The following is a 19,796-nucleotide window of genomic DNA, read 5'->3' on the forward strand; positions in this document are numbered from 1 at the left end:
GGGTGATCGAGGATGATAAAACGAGTGAAGGAGAAGTTGAGGTGGCAGCAGATTGTGGGACGAAAGTTGAAAATGCGGTGAAAAACGGGTCAGCGCGCAAAAAACTTCAACTTAATCTTTCCGAAAATACGCTTAACCAACTTTTGGAATTGCAAGAAAAAGGGCTTAAAATAGACGAATTGTTCAATGAATTCTTACAAAAAAGAAACCAAGGAATCGCGGAGGAGAAGGCGGAGATTGAGCAAGAGATAGCTATAAAAGAGCAAGAAAAAATGGCGAATGGCGAAGAAGTATCGAGGTATGTGCCACGAAAAGTTAAGGAAATTGTGAAAAAAGAATTCGGCACAAAATGTGCGGTGCGGAATTGCGAAAAAAACGCTGAACAGATTCATCGAACGAAGCGATTTGAGCTTACCCATAGCCACAATCCGTATTTCATGGCGCCATTCTGCAAAGCGCACCATGACATCGCTCACTCGATTGACGAGAGGTTTTTGAAGATGAAGGGGGGAAAGTGATGGTGACGGGTGAGGTGGGGAAAAGTGAGGTGAAATCATGAAAGTTGCCAGGTGGAAGCGAAACGAAGGTTGGAGGCAGGTAACAAAACCGCACCAAAAAAACAGACCTCGTTATTTGAAAAATGGTGAAGCTTTAATTCAATCGCTACTACAGAATATCTTGTAAATTAGTAAAGGGATGGTATCTTTACCTCTAAGATTTTTAATAAAAAAACATGTCTGACTCTGCTGGGAAATGGCCTGAAGAAGCTAGTCTTGAAATTGGCTCGGCGACGAAAAAAGGCCGAGATACTAATGACTCAGTAACTGGTGGTGGTTACGATTATGACGCTATTGCAAATGATGAGCTGCCACCGAATCGGCATGACCTATTGGAGGCTATAAACCTAGGGGATGCTGTTTTAAAGCAAAAAGCCAGATCAAAACCAAGAAGTGAAGAAGGTAATGAAGAGCAAAGTTTGATTGGCAAACTACTTAAAGCCGCCGAAAGATTTCCCAATCTCACAAGGGAGCAAGAGCAAGATCTCGGCAAATTATCTTTAGAAGGCGAAAATGATGATATAAAAGCCGCTGCTCGACTTAAACTTGTACAACATAACATACGACTGGTTATATCTGTTGCAAAAAAAGAATGTTGGCGAGCACCCCACCTCCCATTTGCAGATTTAGTCCAGGAGGGCTTCTTTGGGCTTATGCGTGCGGCCGAAAAATTTGAATATCATCGTGGAGTTAGATTTTCCACCTATGCTGTATGGTGGGTAAAGCAAGCGGTAAAGAGAGGAATATCCGGACAGTCTCATCTAATTCACCGAAGTATAGATGCCGTAAAAGATACAAATAAAATCATGATGACTATAAGAGCAATGACGAATGAGCTCAATCGTGACCCAACACCCAAAGAGATTGCAGCGCGGCTAAATATTAAAATAACAAAGGTAAGAGAGCTTCTACTGATAAGCCTACACCCACTCTCATTTGAAACGCCTATTGGAAAAGATAGTAAGAATACACTTGGAAATTATATTTCTAATAATGGGGCTGAAGTTGTTGAATGTCCCACTGATAACAATCAATTAAGGGCACGACTAAATGATGTACTCGCTGACCTGCGTCCACGTGAAGAAAAAATAATGAGATTGCGATTTGGATTACCATGCGAAGGATATCCGAAGCTACGCGCCCCAATGTCATTTGAAGAAATTAGTAAAGAATTTGGCCTCACCCGTGAACGCATTAGGCAGATCGAAGCTCAAGCTCTTGGCAAATTGCGGCACCCAACTAGGAAACGCCAACTAAAAGATTTCACAGAGTAACACTGCATCTTGTGTTGACAGAGGTGTCTACATACTACATTTTGGTCTATTTAATGTTGCAATAGAAAAGATTGTTATATAAACTCATTGTGGGTGAAAAATATTGAGCAAAAGGGGCTTTGATCGCAAGATCAGGCCTTTTTTGTTTGTCTATAGACACCGGTAGACAAAGTTTTGCACAATACTTACTTTAGCGTTAAGATGTCTATTGTCTGATATATTTATATTATCAAGGCTATTGATGAGGTCGACTATCACAATTACATTTTTGTTTCTAATGGCCGGAGCCTTGATTGGTGTGCTTTTTAGCACCCAGTTTACAGAAAACCTCCTAATCCCCGGTTCACACCCAACCGAGGTGATAGAAGCTCAGCATGAGCTCGTTATGCTGTATACTGAGGAACAGGGTGTGCTCAAGAGCCAAATTACAAACCTCCGTTCTTCTATCGCTGATCTGCAAGAACAAAATTCATATTTTATACCAACGGAAGAGCAAAACAAATTAAATAAAATTAAATCGGATCTTGGGCTTACACAAATCACCGGCCCCGGGATCGAAATAATTTTTGAAGACTCCCCTACCGTAAATCGTCCAGAGCTCGATGTAAATAACGATGCACTAATACACGCCGCCGATCTAAGAGATTTGACCAATTTGATATTTTCTACAAATACCAAGGGAATTGCCATAAACAACCAGCGTATAATATTTAGCTCCCCTATCAATTGCGTAGGCAATACGATCCTTGTAAATAACTTTAACATGCTTCCACCATTTACAATTTCAGTTGTCACCGATAATCCAACTGAGATATTGCGGCTTCTTACTGATGACAAACTACTTTTTGATATATACAGAAGGGTAGAGGATCATGGTATTGTGCTAAAATTTCAAGCCAAAGATTCAATTTCACTTCCACTATATAATGGGAATTTTAGAACGGATAACCTGGCGAAAATTACAGAAATACAACAATAATTATCTATAAAAATGGGTTCAAAGGAATACAAACAGTTAAAGCCTCTTCTCATAATAGTTGGAGCCCTATGCGGATTTTTTATAGTTTTGCAATTTCGCTCTTTTAAAGAAGTTGAAAATATAGTTCGTGATAGCAATGCAAATAATATTTTTCGTGAAATACAGGTTTTGAAACTTACAAACGATGAGCTCAAACAAGAAATTGTCGAACTGACTCTCGAATTAGAAAATCTGACGGATGGGCGTTCATTTCTAGAATCTATTCGTACGGCACTTGAGAAAAACAGAATCATCGCCGGGCTAACAACTGTGCAAGGCCCCGGGATAATGATGACATTGGATAAAAAGATTGATACGTCATGGCTTGTAGATACGCAAAACGAGCTATGGACAGCAGGGGCCGAGGCTATCGCAGTAAATGGTATTCGGCTTTCGCCGTATACCAAAGGGTTTGAAAATTTCAACGGACAGATTTATTTAAATAAAGTCCCAATTCGTGTGCCATACAAAATAGAGGCCATAGGTAATGCGGATGTATTGGTGAAAATACTGGTACAGCAAGGATCTATCTCCGCTCGCATCTCAAATGTTTACCCTGGTATCAAAATAAATGTCAGTCAAATTGACAGTATTACAATGAATGCCGTTAGATAACCTATTTACTCATCAACCAGATAATTGGCTGCAAAACTATCAATGAGATTGCTAGGATTGCGAAAATCCATTTATTGAGCTGCTCGCTCTGCACCAATCGACGAGCTTTTTTGAGTTGGATCTCACGCTTTTCTATTTGCACCTTTAGGCCGGATTCAAGTTTACGAAATTGCTCCTTCTGCTTTCTGTATTCAAGCATAGGAATCATAGACTCTATTTGAGCCTCAAGTTGCCCTACTTTGTAATTTGCCGACTCTATGCGCTTTTGGTTCAATCTGTGTTCTTCTTTTAGTTCCTCATATAGTTTCTGATAAATCCCCTCAGAATAATAATATGCAAACTGAGAAGATGAATTTTGCGGGGCGTACGGAGTCATGCTTGGAGCGGTGTTTTGAGCAATGTGTAACGGCCGAATCACAACATTTTCTTCGATTTTGTCATTGTGCAAAACTTGTTTTCCAAGAAGTGACAACACCTTTTCCTGCGTCTCAGTCAATGACGACCCCGTGTCTACTTTGTCTACATCGTGTCTACTCGTGTCTATATTGATTATACCATGATTTTCGCCAGTTTCTAGGCCCTGATGTTGTCTAGTCGAATCTTCGAGGACACCTTGCTCACGAGCCTTCTTAAACATCCTAACCTCCTCTTCATCTAGCCAAATACGGCCATTCACCTTTCGGCTATACAAACGCTTATTTTTCACGTGTCTATCGAGTGTTCTTTGACTAATTGACAAAATATCAGCAGCCGCCTGCCTGTCTATCCTCCCATCCATGTTTTGTCTACTTTGTCTACTCATGTCTACTCGTGTCTACATTATATAATACAATATTTTTAAGGAAGTGCCACCACCTATCTTGCAGACATTTTACCACACCTTTTTGGATTGGCAAATAAAGAGTGTAACAAAGGGTGTGACACTCTTCTATAGACATGTCAATAGACGTCTATAGACAAAGTTTTGCACCGCCAACCTAGACATGTCTACTTATTCTTTGTACAGTTAGTCTGTCTACTTTGAACTGACAAAAAATAACTAATGCATACTTTTCTGAAAATTTGCTCCAAGATACTTATCCTCCTACTTGTGCTCGGGTTACTTGCGCTTGGGTTAATAAAATATTTTGTATTTGGAGTTCATACAAATATCAAAGCCGACATCGGACTCAAAAAAACAAACGCTGTATGGATGGCTCATGAATGGGTGCAAATAAAATCTCCGAATGAAAAGGTTCACACCCTACTTTCTGAAATGATAAGTAATGACATTTCACTTATATTCCTACATACAGGGCCAATAGGGGATGATGGCATCATACCGGAGTCTCGTTATCCGGAGGCTAAAAGGTTCTTGGAGATGTCCAAAAGCTTTGCTCCGGATATGAAATTTCACGCTTGGATAGGGCAGGTACGCAACGAATTACATATCGAGAATCCGGAAATCCGACAAAATATTATCAAAGATTCAATTCACTTAATCAAAGACATCGGTTTTGATGGAATTCATCTAAATATAGAACCTATGCAGTCAGACCCTGATTTCGCACTACTTATCTGGGAGTTACGTCGAGAATTTGAAGCAGAGGGGGTTCCGGCGGAGCTCTCTGCAGCAATCAGCCCCATAGTGCCGGAATTGCCGATAAAGGCTCTTAAACTGATCTCCAAAGACTCATTTCTTGGCCATGATCTATCCCTCAACTATAGCAGCCTAAAATACACAAAAGAAATAGCAGGAAACCTCGACTACGTCGTTATGATGAGTTATGACACAAGCTTTAAAGATCTTAAACTTTATAAATGGTTCATGGAGCAAGAGCTTATATTTTTACTCAAAGTAGCTCCTGGCAAAGCGCTCATGGGGATCCCATCTTACGAAGATGTCCGCAATAATTTTGATTCCAATATAGAGAATGTAAGTACCGCCATAGATGGAGTGAAAATCGGACTGCAAAATATACGTACAAACCCTGACGATCTCATAGGCCTCGCTATCTATGCCAGATGGACAACAGATAAATCAGAATGGAAGACCTGGCGCGAAAAATGGCTTGGAGTAGTTAGCCGTTAATAATATATTACCCACTATGATTCACTTAAAAACATTTTTACACGCAGATACTTTAGCAGGACTTCTTCCGGATGGATGGGAGACCGCTCTCAACGAACTGATCTTGGCTGCAAACAAAAAACTCATAGCTCTAAACCATATAGATGAGGCTTCCGTAGAGATTATCGAAGTGAACTTTCAGTCAAATGACCAAATCGCAGAAGTAAATAAAAATCTTCGATCTATCGATAGTCCAACAGACGTACTCTCACTTCGACTAACTGATTCACTACACAACAACGAAATACCAAATCTCCCTGAGGAAGTTTTTGGCGAAATCTACATATCACTCGAAAAATGCCAAGAACAAGCCGATGAAATCGGCCAAAGCTTCATCACTGAACTCACCTTCCTAACCCTCCATGGCATCCTACATATATTCAACTACGACCACATGACCCCCGAAGAAGAAGAAGAAATGATGAGCATCGCCTATGAGATTTTGCGTAGAACTTAGCGTGAAATGACCAGAGTCATCTATAATCTTGAAATCCTAAATGTTTGACCAGTAGGCTTATTTGTGGTATAATTATACGATTTAGATTTATAAAGATTTAAAAAATGTCAAAAAAGATGAAACCAATTAGGTTACTCGTTGTCGCTCTCACACTCGTTGTGATAGGAGCAATCTTATTTAGCACGATGCCGGATAATATAAGTGCACGCTTGAACGGCACATCTAGTGAAATTGGAAACGTCCAACATTTTTCAAATCAGTAATTGACTTCAAATAGCAGATTTTATATACTCCCCGTGCTTTGAAACGGATGTTTTACTGATAATAAAGCGACAATCAGGAGTTTGATACACATCGGGGTGTAGCACAGTTGGCTAGTGCGCGCGGTTTGGGACCGCGAGGTCGAAGGTTCGAGTCCTTTCACCCCGACCAGAAAATACTGAACGAAGCTCGAACCTATTTTAGCGGAAAGTATGGATGCTAGCATCCATAAACTTTTCATAAAACAATCAGCAATCTATAGTCCTCACCGCCTTTTTCTTGAATTTCTTAAACTTTTCATGTATATTGCACGTTGCATTATGCAATACGCAATAAATTCACTAATATGCCAAAAAATACAAAACAGCAAATAATGGATTCTATCCTACGCTACGGACAAATTACCGTGAAGGAAGTGGTGGAGCAGTTTGATATTGAAAGGCGCATGGCTCAATACCATCTCAAAAAACTGATAGAATCCGGTTCAGTAGAAAAAATAGGGAAAGTTCCCCGTGTGTTCTATGTTCCCACAATAAGAGCTCTGCCAATTGATCGAACAAAATCTCAAGAGAAAGCAGATTCCACAATGATATTTGGGAAAGAGGAGAGGATTATTGATGATAATTTTCTGCTCATTACTCCTTTGGGTAAAAAGGTATATGGAACTGCCGGCTTCACGAAGTGGTGCCAAGAGCGTGAGTTTTTGGTTGACCAAAAAGCTAAAGAATATGTTGAGCTTTTCAAAAAATATGAAAAACAAAAAGAAAACGGCTTTTTTAATGGAAAAGAAAAACTCAAAGAAACATTCCATGATTCTATTTTGGATGGCATGTGGTATATGGATTTTTACGCTTGGCCTATTTTTGGGAAAACAAAACTTGGACAACTCTTACTGTATGCGAAACAAGGTCAGGATCGAAAATTGATTGATGAAATTTTGACTATTGCGCAACCCAAATTTAAGGAGTTTCTTTCTTGGAAAAAAATTGATGCCGTGGCTTTTACGCCACCCTCAATAAAACGAGAAATTCAGTTCATGCATGTTTTGGAAAAACAGCTCAATATTGAATTGCCAAAAATAGAAGTTCAAAAGGCTAGGATGGAAATTGTTCGTCCACAGAAATCACTTTCCAAGCTTCATGAGCGAATTGGGAATGCCGCCACGACAATGTATGTGCTAAAATCTCCAAAATATAAAACAGTTTTGGTGATTGATGACGCAGTCGGTTCCGGAGCGACCATGCACGAAATCGCCAGAAAAATGAAACATCAGGAACAAGCCGAAAAAGTTTTTGGGCTAAGTCTTACCGGTTCCGCCAAAGGGTTTGATATAATCAGTGAAGTATAAATCTAGTCTTCCTAATTAACGAAGCAGAAGATAGAATTTATTTGATAGAGAATTGATACAGAGACAAGTAATTGAAAACACATGGAAACAAAATCGACAAAAACATTCACCGAACTATTTGATGTTATTTTGAACGGAGATAAAGAGGAGAGCCGCAAAGCGGCAAGAGGGGTAAGGAAACTTTTGCATGACTCTAAAAGCGGTGGACAATATCACGAGATTCAATCAATCATAGAAAATGCACCGAATGAATATGTAAACATTATTGAGGATTGGCGGATGGAAAATTTTGTTGTGGCCGTGTCAGTCTTATATTTCCTGCATGGCAGAGAACAGCAGCCGGATTTTTTGTTTCCCTGGTTTTTGTATCTGCTTAAAAATCAAAATGGTAATATCAGAAATGCTGCTAGGCGTATGATGGAAAATGAACTTGGGCCGCTGACTTTTCATATTCGCTGTCCGGAATATGAGCACAGTAAATCAAAATCGGAAAAATCAAATTATATTTTGTTGAGTTTATATGTATCCTTGAATGAGTTATTGGGCTATATGTGGGAACCTAAATATAAAAGATATAAATATGTGGATTCTTTGCCGACCGGTTCATACAAAACAATTCAGTTGATTTTGTTCAGAATGCATGAGAGTTGCGGCGAAATATATATGGAACAATTAAAAAGTAAGTTAAGGTGATAAAAGAAATATAGATAAACCCACCCAGCTCACCCTAATTCCGCCCCGAAAAAGGCGTAGATTTGGGGATATAGGTAAAAAATAGTTCCTCTTCCTGTTTAGTTTTGGCTTTGGCGAACGATGGGGCTTAGGTTTAGGTTTAGGTAAGCTATTGAATGCAGTTTACATTTTATCAGAACAAAATGGCTTGTTTGAGCTATTATATGAGGCTAAAAGTGTGCGCCCGCACACTTTTGAAAGTCAGAAAACAGGTGGAAAAACTGAACATTATAAACAGATGCGATGCCAATGCAAAAAAAATGAAACACAAAATGAGGGTACAATTTAACAAGGAAATACTAAAACGGCTTATACAAGCCCAACTCAACCACTTTTTCCCCGGGGAAAATTTTGTGGGGAGGCAATCTTTATCCTTCCGCTCGTCCTTAAAACCGACCTTTCCCTTCATCCTCTGGGAAGTCTATCTTTCCCTCCTCAACTTTTTTGAAATCAATTTTGTTAAAATTAAAGAGTTTGCATAATTCGACCTTTGTAGTAAAGTCCAGGGAGACCGTATGACATTTAAAAAATTAAGAAGCAAAAGAGATGTTTTTTTTCACCATATGGCTGTTCGCCGGCCTCCTTCTTACGGAGGAGATATTTCATCGCTATCCGCGGTTTGCTTTGGCTTTTTTTTCAATTGCCACAGTTATACTGTCTTCCTGTTGGATATTGCTGGTGGGAAACATAGATTGGTTCCCATGGGTTAAGGTCCTTTCCATTGCGAGTGGGATCTTTATGCTTTCCTTATTGAGAGTCACAAGACTCGGCGGTAATGCCACGATCATTCAACTGATAGTTTACGCGTTTCTTGTGGTGAACATATTAGAGGCGACCATGAGGGACGCGGTCACCGGCGACACTGCGAATTATTTGAATGTCGTGACCGGTTTTCTCTTAGTGGCAACTTTGGAAAAACTTCGCACAATCCATATCGATAAGATTGGACGATATATGGATTTGTACTGGAGTGGCATGACCTTGCCGTGGATTATCGGGTATACGTTATGGAATTGGATGTTCATATATCTCAATTTTGGATTTCAGAGTTCCCTGCAGCACATTGCCGTGCTTGCGTCCGCGTTGATTATCGGATTCACAAATAAAGACCGATGGCTCCAGGCACGAGTGTTCACGTTGGGTATGTATTTTATCCTGTTTCATTCATTCCCGCATCTCAACTCCGTGCCATCCACCGATATGCCCAACGAACGCCTTGGTCTGTTCCTGTCACTCATCCCATTCGCATATATGGTTGTGTACGCAATTTTCTATCTACGTAGAGTAAAACTGTAAGGCGAGCGAATTTTACACAAAAGCACTTGAAAAAAATCCACATCACCCTAACTGGATTTGGGCATATGCCGACATGCTTTACGAGCACGAAGATTACGAAAACGCTTCGTTCAGTATTTGCGACCATTTTTGGTTATAAGACTATCCTTGGTAGCTGATGTTTTGGGTTTCGAAGTCGAATGTGTCGACTTCGAAACCGTTTGTCCAATCAAGGGTTGAAAGACTGTGATTTTTGTCGGAGATATCCGACCATATGAAATCGCTACTTGAGAGGGCGGTAGCTGAAGAGGTGAGTAGGGTGGAATCATTGGCTGCCGTTAAGGTCAGGGCAAGGTTTTGCGACTGAGCCGTATTGGTAAGGCTAATATCTGCTTTTAATATAAATGTTACAGTTTGACCGGAAGGGATTTTCATAGGCGTTGCCGGGACAATCGTTACCTTGCCGCCGGAAACTGATGCGGCTGTATTGATAGCATTGCCTGAATTTTCCACATAAAGTTTGTAATTTGAAGATGTGATCCCGCTAGATTCTTGGATATTAAATGTAAGCTTACTCCATTCCACGTCTCCATTTGGATGCGCGCTCATTTTGAATTTATAAACTTTTGTATTGTTGAGTGAGGTATAAATTTTCTTTGGAATAAATTCATTATCCACTTCTATAATAGGGTAGCTCTTTCTTATTATATGAGTTTGAATATAAGGGCCCGTTGGACCTGCGTTTAAGGTTATGTTGTTTGAAGCTACCGAAAGTCCATTGGTATTTGAAATAGCATCTATAGCGCCACCATTTTCTATATAAAGCTTGAGAAATGAACCGGACCGGTCTGCGTTTGAAATATCATGAATCTCTGCAAGCACATTTAATTTGTGGCGCTTACCTTTGGGTAAAACATGTGAGAATCCATTGAAATTCACAATTGCGTCACCGCCCCCACTCGTATCACTAAAAGAGGCCGTATCTATAACTTTGCCCTCGTGGACAAGGAAAAATGTACCAAATCTACCGCTGAAATTATTTGAATCATCATCGTTCCTGAGTGTAAGCCCACGGAAGATAATACTATCGTATATTGGTGTGATTTCGAATTGTGCGATGTGTGCTGCGCAAGATCCATTCGGACAAGTTCCAGTGGGCGCATTTAACCGAGCAAAATTGTTATATGTCACGGCGTCAAAATCCGGAAAATCCACTTCAGGAATTAGTACGTCCTCTTCAATTGGATCCATCTCGACATTTGGCCCTACAGTAACGTTCGGCTCTAAATATGGTATAAAATCAGCATCTAATTCCGGGAATATGCTTGTAACCGGCACAACCTTTTTATCCTCTTCAGTTAAAACATATGGTGAGCCTGCGGCTCTGTAGAGCATGGTTACAAATTCGGAGCGAGTCACGGCGACGCCGGGACGAGCGCGTCCCAAAATATCTCCCCTAATAATCCCCGCGACACACATAGTATCTATAAACGGTGAGTACCAGGCATAATAATCTACATCTTTAAATACAGTGCCACAGGCTACATTCTCAAATTCATAAGCTTGTGTAAGCACTTTTGCGATAGCTCCCCGCGTGACTTCGTCACGCGGCCCAAAAAAGCCCGTCGCAACACCATCCTCATTTGTATATCCACCAAAAAGATTATTTTTCTTACCGGAATGCACATAATCATAATGCCATGCCGATGGAGAAACATCCAAAAATGCCTGCGTGAGCCCGTGTTCTACCGGCAATTTAAGTGCAATCATCATCATTTTTGCCATTTCCGCCCGATTTACACTATCTCCCGGCCTAAACCATGCAAAATTAGTGGCCGAGCTCACGCTCGACCCATCTACTATCCCCTCAGAAACCGCCCAATTCAGCGCGTCCCCATAATAAATATCCTGAGATGCGTACGCCGAATTCACATAAAAACACAAAGCTACGATGACCGAACTAATCGATATCAAAAACTTTTTTATTGTAAACTTTGTTTTCATACGCCGATAATATCAAAACACCTTACAAAACTCCAGTGTATCAATATTAATCCCTTGGGAAGTTTCGAATCGCATTTTTTGCAAACTCAAGCAAAACATCTTCTTTACTCCTGCCTACGGCCTGATTTGCCTCATGACTATGAACGCCTACTCCATTTGTTGTGAGAGCAATGGCCCCTCCGGGAATATTATTTTCTGCACAAGCCCGAGCATCTCTAGCTTGACTCATTCCAACCATATCAACACCATTACGGGCAAGTACCCTTTGAAGTCTAGGTGGTTCCCAAGTGGGTCCAAACGTATCAGCATAAATTACTTCCGGAGCAGATCCTTGAACCTCCATTAATGTCTTTCGTAAAAAAGCAAAGTATCTATCATCATGGCTGTGCAGCCATGCATAATACGGGCCTGTAAATCCACTTGCATACCTATGCATAGCAGTCTGCACCATTTCAGGTGCGATTTCACGTATAATTCCTATTTGTCCAACTTGCATATGTGTAAGTGGACGTCCTCCACGAGCGACCAACGCATCTCTTTCAATCGCTTCATTGATCATTTTACGCATAATATCAGCCTCTGATCGAGATAAAGTTTTCTCTATATCTTCATCAAGTGGCAGAGGTCCGGCCAGAGACCCGGCTCCACATGACAATATCACTCCGCGTAAATTCTTACGTAATCCTGTTATTATTATATCTGAAGCCTCTTGCCCACCTTCATATCCATGAACTTTTGATAGATCCAGATATTCAACGCCATCTACCTCCCTTACCTCCGCTCTCTTCTCCGTATGCCCATCCGGCCCACCCTGCCCAAGTTCGACACCGGGAACGAGAGGCCAATAATCCAAACGTGTACCCTCAATTGGTAGAGAGTTTGATAAAAGCCCACCCCATCCGGTACCTCGGAAAACTCCAACGAATTTTTCACTTCCATACAACCCAGCCGCTACATCCTCTACATCGCCAATTCTATCCTCCCTTTCTGATTTTGATAACATAATGCTTGAATTAATAATAGTTTTGGATTCTAAACTATCAAGTTTAATTTTGGCAAGGTGGAGTTCACATCGTTTTGGAGAGTTGGGGGATCTCAGTTATAATAATGCGTGTGAAAATACAATTTTCAAAAATATTGGGGACAAATGTGGTGAGCAATCAAGCTGAAGGCGTGATTTCGCTGGTGACCGGTGTTAGTATTGATCCTGAAAATGGGAGTGTGATTGCTCTTAAGTGTGGGTTCAAGCAAATTTTGACTCCTTTTGATATTATTAAATGGGGTAAATTTGTACATATAAATGATAGCGAAGCACTGACTACCAAGGAAAATGTGATTCGCCTGCAAACTATCCCAAAGGGTTCTGATGACATACTCTACAAGCCGGTTTACACCGAAAGTAATGAATTTATCGGGCGTGTGTATGATTTTTCTATCGAAACCAAAGCTATGATGCTATGGCAGATTTTTATAAAGAAAAAATTCTTTTTTTACACTACTTTTGAAACGCTCATCCAATACAAGAGCATCGTAGAGATAAAAGCTGATAAAATAATTGTAAAAGATCTGCATGAAACCATAAAAGCTAAAACTGTCCCCGTTGTTACCGCTTAAGTTATGATGAAAAAAAACTTCACGCAACGCGCGCAGCTTGCGTTGCGAAATAAGGCGTGCAAAGCACTTCCAATATTCAAATCCTTCACGGTACTCGGGTTCACAGCGCTCGCGCTCGCTTCGTGCGGTGCGCAGAAAGCTAATGTATTGATAGATGGGGTAGATGTGCCGGTAAAGGTGGCGCGGAGCGACTCTGATCGCATGCTCGGGCTCTCAGGCAGGGAATCTCTAAGTGAGGATAGCGGACTTCTGTTTGTATTTGAGAACCCGGGGCTCCATAGTATCTGGATGAAAGATATGAATTTTCCAATAGATATAATCTGGATAGGTCTTGATGACTCTAAAGACGGCAAACTACGAGTATTTGATATAAGACAAAATGTAAACCCAGATACTTATCCAACTTCTTTTAAACCAGTTATCCCAAGTTTGTATGTACTTGAAGTAAATAGCGGGTTCGCTGAAAATCATGACATCAATATAGGCGATACGGTAAATATAGATTGAGGGTGGTTTCGCGCGGAGCGCGAAAATAAAACGCCCCATTTTTGATGGGGCGTTTTTGTAATTAAATTATAGCACTTAAATTGCGGACGTCTTAGTCGGTACCTACGAGTAATCCATTGATTAGAGTATTTACAAGTGCGAATGATATCAAGATTATGATGATACCGATCACAGCGTAAAGAATAACTTTCTTACCGTTTTCAGTCTTACCGTCGTCACCAGCTGCAGTCATATATAAGAATCCTCCGTAGATCACAAGTAGTACTGCGAGCAGTCCTAGGAACCCAAGGAAGAAATTCAGGAATTGAAGAAGTAACATACGAAAGTCTCCTCCAGTTGCATCACCTATACGAGTTGGGTTATCTGTAGGTGTAATAAGATCTGTCTGTGCGAACGCCAAATCCGGCGCATTGAAGTGGTACGCGAACAAAACTGCCAATCCTAAAAGTGGAATGAAATACAAAGTTTGTCGCGAAAAAAGTGTTTTAAGTGCTTTTTTCATGGATATTTTGGTTATCTATTTGAGTTTTTTTATTAGTTCTTAGTAATTTTAACAAAGATTTTTAGCTCATACAAGCAATAATGCTAGAAATATCCAATATATTTAACTTACAAATAAGACTTCTAATCACTTAAACACGTCCCATCCGGCATAATAATGCGAACTTCAGGGCGTAAATTTATGTCAAATTTCTCTTTTATAGTCCTTTGTGCGAGATTTTTTAAATCAATTAAATCCTGTGTTTTGGCGGTGCCGTCATTCATAAAAAAGTTTCCATGCTTCTCAGATATATAGGCACCGCCAATCTTTGTCCCTTTAAGGTCTGCAACATCTATAAGTCTACCAGCAGAGTCTCCATCTGGATTTTTGAAGAAAGACCCATTGTTTCGACCAGCTGGCTGATGTTCTTTACGAAAATTTAGCGCATCTATCGCTTTTTGCTTGGCTTCATCATTTTTATCTATTTTCTCAAGTTTCAAAATTACTTTCAAAATAATTTCACCAGTCTTATGCAGGGCTGAATGCCTATATGCGAATCCAAAATATTCTGCGCTGACCTCTCTTATGGAATCCATATCCGCATCGTACAAAATTATCGATTCCACGAAATCTCCAATGCTTGCTTTGTGAGCTTCAGCATTGCCAAAGATCGCCCCACCGACGGTGCCCGGCAATCCATAAAGAGATTCAATCCCCGTAAGGCCTCGGTCGATTGACTCTTTTGCGATCTGAGAAGTCAAAGCCCCAGGGGCAGCAATTACAAGGCTATCATTTTCAAAATCATCTTTAAATCCAAAATTATTAGCGGCTACCTTTATTATAAGCCCCCTAAGTCCCTCATCATGAAATACCGTATTTGAGCCACCTCCAAGTACAAAATAAGGCAAATTATTTTCACGTGCTTCACGAATTAATTTTGGGATATCATCCGTATTATCAACTTCTACAAAAAAATCAGCAGGCCCACCGAGGGCGTACCAGCAATGCTTGCTAAGAGGCTCGTCCCTTCTTAATTGTGGAAATGCCTTAAACACTATGTGATGTAAAAAAAATGGTGGGCAGGAAGGGATTCGAACCCCTGAAGGCGTAGCCAACAGATTTACAGTCTGCCCCGTTTAACCACTCCGGAACCTGCCCACAGCTTACTTCTCTAAAAAAAGATGGAGCCACCTGTCGGAGTCGAACCGACGACAATCCGCTTACAAGGCGGACGCTCTACCAACTGAGCTAAGGTGGCTTAAATCCATACACTTTAAAAGAGCGTAGGGATAGTACTAAAGTAGTATAGGTTGAGTCAATAAGAACTATAATTTATATACTAAAATACATTGGACTTAAGGCGTATTAATCCTCTATAACTTTATTCGTACAAACTAACTGCATGACTGATGTCAAAATTCCTAGTAAAAGGTGGGCATGCCCTAAAAGGGACTGTGAAAATCAGTGGATCAAAAAATGCGACCTTGCCTATTATGTGCGCAGCTCTTTTGGCAGATGACAAAGTTACTTTGCAAAATGTACCGAGGATTTCAGATGTAAATACAATGAGAACTGTGTTCAAGGCACTCAGTGTGAAGACAGAATGGAAAGGGAAGGCGGGAACTGCCGATGGAAATACTTTGATAATTGATCCGCGAGGGCTCAAATGCGCTCCGATTACACACGACCTAGTTAGCAAGATGAGGGCTTCCAGCTTACTTCTTGGCCCACTGACTGCAAAATGCGGAAAGGCAAGCTTGGCATTTCCCGGAGGATGCGTACTTGGGAAAAGATCTATGAGTGCACATACCGATGGGCTCCGACAATTCAAAGCAGAGATAGAAGAAAATGAAAAAGGAATCACTATAAAGGGGCCTTTGAAATCAGGCGTGATAATCATGCCGGAGATGAGTGTGACCGCTACTGAAAATATCATTATGGCTGCAGTTCTTACGAAAGGAGTGAGCGAAATCCACCTGGCTGCATGCGAGCCGCATGTTCAAGATTTATGCCATTTCTTAAATCATCTTGGAGCAAAAATCTCAGGAATTGGGTCAAATAGCCTAGTTGTAGAAGGAGTTTCAAATATATCCGGAGGCATATATTCTATCGTTTCCGACTACCTGGAAGCCGGAACTTTGGCGCTTGCCGCTGTGCTTACGCGCGGAGAAGTTACTCTTGAAGATGTCAATCTCAGAGATTTGGATTTCTTTTTCTATAAGCTGAAAGAGGCTGGCGCGAAGTTTAAATTCGATGGTAATTCTGTGACATTCAAACCGGTGACAAAACTAAATGCAGTAAATATTAAAACTGCCGTTCATCCTGGATTTCCTACGGACCTTCAAGCTCCATTTGCCGTACTCATGACTCAGGCCGAAGGCCTGAGTGAAGTATTTGAAACATTATTTGAAGGACGGCTCGCATATCTTTTTGAACTCGAAAAGATGGGCGCAAAAGTCGCCTTCTTAAATCCTCATCAAGCAAAAATCTTCGGACCTACACAACTAAATGCAGTACCAATCGCATCTTGCGACATTCGCGCCGGGGCCGCAATGGTACTCGCCGCCCTCATCGCTGATGGCGAAACAGAAATCTCAAATGTAATCTACATAGACCGCGGCTACGAAGACCTCGAAGGTAAGCTAACAGCGCTCGGCGCAAACATCAACAGGATTGAATAAATTAGTTCCTGCGGGCGAGTAGCAGTTCAAGCTTATCAAGCTCGCGCTTCATACTCACCGCTGACTCAATAATATCCTTTCCGTTTATTATAATGATAGGGTTTTTGACGAAATTTTCGAGTGCGGTTTTCACAACCAAGGTCAGTGGTATATCAAGCTTTTTGGCTTGCTCAAGCGCCCGCCTCCTCCGCGATTCATCTAAACGAATTGTAAAATTTGCCATGCTTAAGATGTTAAATGGTAATAATTTTAGGTTCTAATTTGGAACATATAGTTGGATGCCGGATGTAGCGAAATATTGGACTGAGTTTGCATGATGAGTAAAAGGCAATAGTACGATGTGCACTTACGCCGTTGATGCGATATAAATGCATTGTTGGTGCAAAGTTAGTGCAGGGCATGATGGTGTAATTGAACATAGTAAGGTTTGTTATTTCCCATAATAGAGGTGTCTCCTGGTCGGGTTAGCTTTGAGACTTAAAACTACGCAGACACATAGGCAGTGCGAAAATAGTGCTATGTAAGTGCTGTGTTAGTGCGAGTAACGAATGTCGGATTTTTAGGTTCGCTCTAATGTGGCTGTAATGATGGCTGACCAACAGCTCAATAGTTGCTGGTGATTAATAGTTAATGATTATTGGTTAGTTAAATTCATAGGCATTGTTATCCGGCCTTCGAGGTCGTTGCGGTGAACCTCTACATTCATAGCTGAAAGCTTCTCCAATGTTTCCGGATGTGGGTGTTCAAATTGGTTATCTGCCCCGACCTGAATAACTGCTATTTTTGGCGAAACTGCATCGAGGAAAGCTTGCAAAGAGCTTGTTCGAGAGCCATGGTGACCAATTTTGAGAATATCGGCTGTAAGTGCGGTTGCGGGATATACACTTAAAATTTGTTGTTCACATTCTTTTTCACAATCACCGGTAAACATAAAACTCCTATAATAAGATTCAAGGCTCCGGAGCCTTGAAATGTATGACATTCTAATAACTATAGAAGCATTATTTGCATTGTCGTACTTTTGACCGGTTATCAGATTAATCGGATGAAAAATATCTAGTAAAATCTCCCCATCGCCGGACGGAACCTTGATGTCAGTAGAAGCTTCTGCAAAGTGGATTTGTAGGCCGGAAGAGGCCTCTTCCATACGGGCAAATTCAAGGAATTGTCTATATAAACCACTCCCATAATCGTCGCCGGCAAGTAGTAAATGATGCACATTATAGCGCTGGATTACCTCAAGAAGCCCCTCCAAATGATCTCTATGCGGATGAGTTAAAACCATAAGATCGATATCATGTGCGAAAAATGGCAGAACCTCTCCGATTTGCTCAAGTACGGTTTCACCCGGGCCACCATCTATGAGTATAGTATGGAGCTCCGGCGTAACTATAAGCACAGAATCGCCCTGCCCAATATCGAGAAAATTTACCTCAGCTTGTGTTGGAATTTTAACGAATGTTAAATGAAGCAAAGCCACTGCGATAAGAAGTCCAATTATTAGCTTATTTATGTGTTTTAAAACGAATTGAAGCATAAAAAGTCAGTAAGAATACCGCTTTTATACTCTACAAAGTTAAAAAAACTTTAAAATCCACTAAGCGGCAAGGGGCTGCTTTTCTAGTAATTCAATCCAAGCCCCGGAACCTATTGCCGCCGGTATAAGCATCCCAATACCTGAAGACTTCTCCCTGTACTCCATTTTAAGTTTTCGAATTTGCTTTCTTTCACCTTTACTCAAACTTCCCTTACGAATAATTTCAACCTCTTCGTCTCCAATTTTCTTTACTATAATCTCTTTTTCAAGAGCTTTCTCGTAAGCACGCCTAAGTAGGAACAATAATTCCTCACGAATGTCATCCAATGTCGGCTCAGGGCGAATATTTGGCAGCCTCCTTTGCACAGGCGACTCATCTCCCCAATATATATCCTGCAAATCCTTTGGCACCTCTATGCGTTTTTTCAAAAATGAGACCTGAGCCCTCGTACCATCAAGTATATTGGCAATCCCCTCTTCACTTATCAAAGCCTCTACTCCAAACCGTACTCGTTCTTCAGGCGACATATCTAAAATTATATCACATGGAGGTATGCCATCCATCACTTTGCTATATGGTAACCTTCTATACCTATAACTAACGCCATTTATTAATACGACATTATCGCCTTGCGACTCAGTTATCTTAAAGGGCTTTTTGGCTTTCTTGCGCGCCTTCTCTGCTTCGACCCATCTACTCCGAGCCCTATGATGCTTATCAGGATGATTCCCAGCTCTAATTGGTTTTGGTCCCTTGGCTCTTGCTCTAGCCAAAGTACCGCCTTCTAATCCAGTCATAATAAATTATAGATAATAAATAAATTTATATATTTCGAATGAACTGAATCTATTGATTCGTTCCTTCCAGAATACTACGCTCCTCAGCCTTCAATCTTCTAATACCTTTTCTTAATCCCTTTGCTGGGCGATTTGAAACTCCTTCTTCCACTCTCCGTTCGGCTTGAACTTCAAGCAACTTCAATTTTGACCTCACTTCAAATAATGTAATCCTGGTCGCACTATCGCTTGAATTAATTTTGGGAGCCTGTGGCTGTGCAACCGGGACGTCACTCAATACTTGACGATGCATTCTTCTATCTGAAAATCTTGTCATAAAGATTTATATTAAATAATAAAACTTAGTCCGTGAGTTTTGCATTCTGATAGATTTTTGTCAAGTTTGTTTAAGGCATCAGCTTTATTCCACTACAAAGAAAAAGGCCACCTCTCTATATTCAGTGACCTTTTCCCTGGAGTGCGGCTTTATGGCGCATTCCTTTTTGTTTTTGTTCCCGATACCTCACGGCATTAGGATTTTTGTTTTT

General features: G+C 40.8%; 21 protein-coding genes and 3 tRNA genes. 13 read left to right on the forward strand and 11 right to left on the reverse strand.

Translation table 11 applies throughout. The annotated features are described in order from the left end of the window. From Q8P68_00365 to Q8P68_00380, 4 genes are all read left to right on the forward strand, one after another. Nucleotides 1-518, forward strand: a 518-nt coding sequence (locus Q8P68_00365) for a hypothetical protein (protein ID MDP4007628.1), incomplete at its 5' end; no start/stop codon positions are given. Nucleotides 519-733: 215 nt separating this feature from the next. After that, nucleotides 734-1,831 (forward strand): sigma-70 family RNA polymerase sigma factor, encoded by a 1,098-nt coding sequence (locus Q8P68_00370; GenBank protein MDP4007629.1) that lies wholly within the window; start codon nt 734-736, stop codon nt 1,829-1,831. Nucleotides 1,832-2,072: 241 nt separating this feature from the next. Beyond that, entirely contained in the window at nt 2,073-2,810 is a 738-nt protein-coding gene (locus tag Q8P68_00375) for a DUF881 domain-containing protein (GenBank protein ID MDP4007630.1), read from the forward strand. Nucleotides 2,811-2,822: 12 nt separating this feature from the next. Beyond that, the gene (locus tag Q8P68_00380; protein ID MDP4007631.1) at nt 2,823-3,464 is read left to right on the forward strand and encodes a DUF881 domain-containing protein; all 642 of its coding nucleotides are present in this window, start codon (nt 2,823-2,825) and stop codon (nt 3,462-3,464) included. A gap of 1 nt (nt 3,465) precedes the next feature. Here Q8P68_00380 and Q8P68_00385 read toward each other — a convergent pair whose 3' ends face one another. Further along, nucleotides 3,466-4,266 (reverse strand): hypothetical protein, encoded by an 801-nt coding sequence (locus tag Q8P68_00385; GenBank protein ID MDP4007632.1) that lies wholly within the window; start codon nt 4,264-4,266, stop codon nt 3,466-3,468. 240 nt (nt 4,267-4,506) lie between these two features. On the opposite strand from Q8P68_00385, the gene Q8P68_00390 reads away from it, so the two are divergent. From Q8P68_00390 to Q8P68_00415, 6 genes are all read left to right on the forward strand, one after another. Continuing rightward, nucleotides 4,507-5,535 carry a glycosyl hydrolase family 18 protein gene (locus Q8P68_00390; protein ID MDP4007633.1) on the forward strand — a complete coding sequence of 343 codons (1,029 nt, stop codon included), beginning with the start codon at nt 4,507-4,509 and terminating at the stop codon, nt 5,533-5,535. 16 nt (nt 5,536-5,551) lie between these two features. After that, on the forward strand, nt 5,552-6,031 hold the full coding sequence (gene ybeY / locus Q8P68_00395; GenBank protein ID MDP4007634.1) for an rRNA maturation RNase YbeY: 480 nt from the start codon (nt 5,552-5,554) through the stop codon (nt 6,029-6,031). Nucleotides 6,032-6,135: 104 nt separating this feature from the next. Continuing rightward, the gene (locus Q8P68_00400; GenBank protein MDP4007635.1) at nt 6,136-6,294 is read left to right on the forward strand and encodes a hypothetical protein; all 159 of its coding nucleotides are present in this window, start codon (nt 6,136-6,138) and stop codon (nt 6,292-6,294) included. 92 nt (nt 6,295-6,386) lie between these two features. After that, nucleotides 6,387-6,463: transfer RNA gene (locus Q8P68_00405), tRNA-Pro, on the forward strand. Between the two features lie 175 nt (nt 6,464-6,638). Continuing rightward, complete coding sequence (locus Q8P68_00410) at nt 6,639-7,640, forward strand: hypothetical protein (protein ID MDP4007636.1); 1,002 nt, start codon at nt 6,639-6,641, stop codon at nt 7,638-7,640. An 81-nt stretch (nt 7,641-7,721) separates the two neighbouring features. After that, on the forward strand, nt 7,722-8,333 hold the full coding sequence (locus Q8P68_00415; protein ID MDP4007637.1) for a hypothetical protein: 612 nt from the start codon (nt 7,722-7,724) through the stop codon (nt 8,331-8,333). Nucleotides 8,334-9,809: 1,476 nt separating this feature from the next. Here Q8P68_00415 and Q8P68_00420 read toward each other — a convergent pair. Together Q8P68_00420 and Q8P68_00425 are read right to left on the reverse strand one after the other, a co-directional pair. Continuing rightward, nucleotides 9,810-11,651: an S-layer homology domain-containing protein gene (locus tag Q8P68_00420; protein MDP4007638.1), complete on the reverse strand. Its 1,842-nt coding sequence runs from the start codon at nt 11,649-11,651 to the stop codon at nt 9,810-9,812. Between the two features lie 46 nt (nt 11,652-11,697). After that, nucleotides 11,698-12,654 (reverse strand): hypothetical protein, encoded by a 957-nt coding sequence (locus Q8P68_00425; protein MDP4007639.1) that lies wholly within the window; start codon nt 12,652-12,654, stop codon nt 11,698-11,700. Between the two features lie 110 nt (nt 12,655-12,764). Here Q8P68_00425 and Q8P68_00430 point away from each other — a divergent pair, with 110 nt between their 5' ends. Together Q8P68_00430 and Q8P68_00435 are read left to right on the forward strand one after the other, a co-directional pair. Then, the gene (locus tag Q8P68_00430) at nt 12,765-13,265 is read left to right on the forward strand and encodes a PRC-barrel domain-containing protein (GenBank protein MDP4007640.1); all 501 of its coding nucleotides are present in this window, start codon (nt 12,765-12,767) and stop codon (nt 13,263-13,265) included. A gap of 3 nt (nt 13,266-13,268) precedes the next feature. After that, complete coding sequence (locus tag Q8P68_00435) at nt 13,269-13,772, forward strand: DUF192 domain-containing protein (protein MDP4007641.1); 504 nt, start codon at nt 13,269-13,271, stop codon at nt 13,770-13,772. Between the two features lie 91 nt (nt 13,773-13,863). Here Q8P68_00435 and Q8P68_00440 read toward each other — a convergent pair whose 3' ends face one another. The 4 genes from Q8P68_00440 to Q8P68_00455 form a co-directional block, all read right to left on the reverse strand. Then, nucleotides 13,864-14,274 carry a hypothetical protein gene (locus Q8P68_00440; GenBank protein MDP4007642.1) on the reverse strand — a complete coding sequence of 137 codons (411 nt, stop codon included), beginning with the start codon at nt 14,272-14,274 and terminating at the stop codon, nt 13,864-13,866. 122 nt (nt 14,275-14,396) lie between these two features. Beyond that, entirely contained in the window at nt 14,397-15,308 is a 912-nt protein-coding gene (gene murB / locus Q8P68_00445; protein MDP4007643.1) for a UDP-N-acetylmuramate dehydrogenase, read from the reverse strand. Between the two features lie 18 nt (nt 15,309-15,326). After that, a tRNA-Tyr gene (locus Q8P68_00450) sits at nt 15,327-15,411 on the reverse strand. A 24-nt stretch (nt 15,412-15,435) separates the two neighbouring features. After that, nucleotides 15,436-15,511: transfer RNA gene (locus tag Q8P68_00455), tRNA-Thr, on the reverse strand. 151 nt (nt 15,512-15,662) lie between these two features. Between Q8P68_00455 and murA the strand changes: the two genes are divergently transcribed. Then, nucleotides 15,663-16,934, forward strand: coding sequence for a UDP-N-acetylglucosamine 1-carboxyvinyltransferase (gene murA, locus Q8P68_00460; protein MDP4007644.1), 1,272 nt, complete (start codon nt 15,663-15,665; stop codon nt 16,932-16,934). A 1-nt stretch (nt 16,935) separates the two neighbouring features. Here the strand turns inward: murA and Q8P68_00465 are convergent, their stop codons facing one another. The 4 genes from Q8P68_00465 to Q8P68_00480 all read right to left on the reverse strand — a co-directional run bounded on the left by Q8P68_00465 (nt 16,936) and on the right by Q8P68_00480 (nt 19,585). Continuing rightward, a complete protein-coding gene (locus Q8P68_00465; protein MDP4007645.1) occupies nt 16,936-17,157 on the reverse strand; it encodes a hypothetical protein in 222 nt (73 codons plus the stop codon). A 411-nt stretch (nt 17,158-17,568) separates the two neighbouring features. Continuing rightward, complete coding sequence (locus Q8P68_00470; protein MDP4007646.1) at nt 17,569-18,471, reverse strand: MBL fold metallo-hydrolase; 903 nt, start codon at nt 18,469-18,471, stop codon at nt 17,569-17,571. 60 nt (nt 18,472-18,531) lie between these two features. Then, nucleotides 18,532-19,269 (reverse strand): hypothetical protein, encoded by a 738-nt coding sequence (locus Q8P68_00475; GenBank protein ID MDP4007647.1) that lies wholly within the window; start codon nt 19,267-19,269, stop codon nt 18,532-18,534. 49 nt (nt 19,270-19,318) lie between these two features. Continuing rightward, nucleotides 19,319-19,585, reverse strand: coding sequence for a hypothetical protein (locus Q8P68_00480; protein ID MDP4007648.1), 267 nt, complete (start codon nt 19,583-19,585; stop codon nt 19,319-19,321). Nucleotides 19,586-19,796: the final 211 nt, after the last annotated feature.

It is taken from the genome of Candidatus Peregrinibacteria bacterium, assembly GCA_030700255.1.
Lineage (GTDB): Bacteria > Patescibacteriota > Gracilibacteria > UBA1369 > JABINC01 > JABINC01.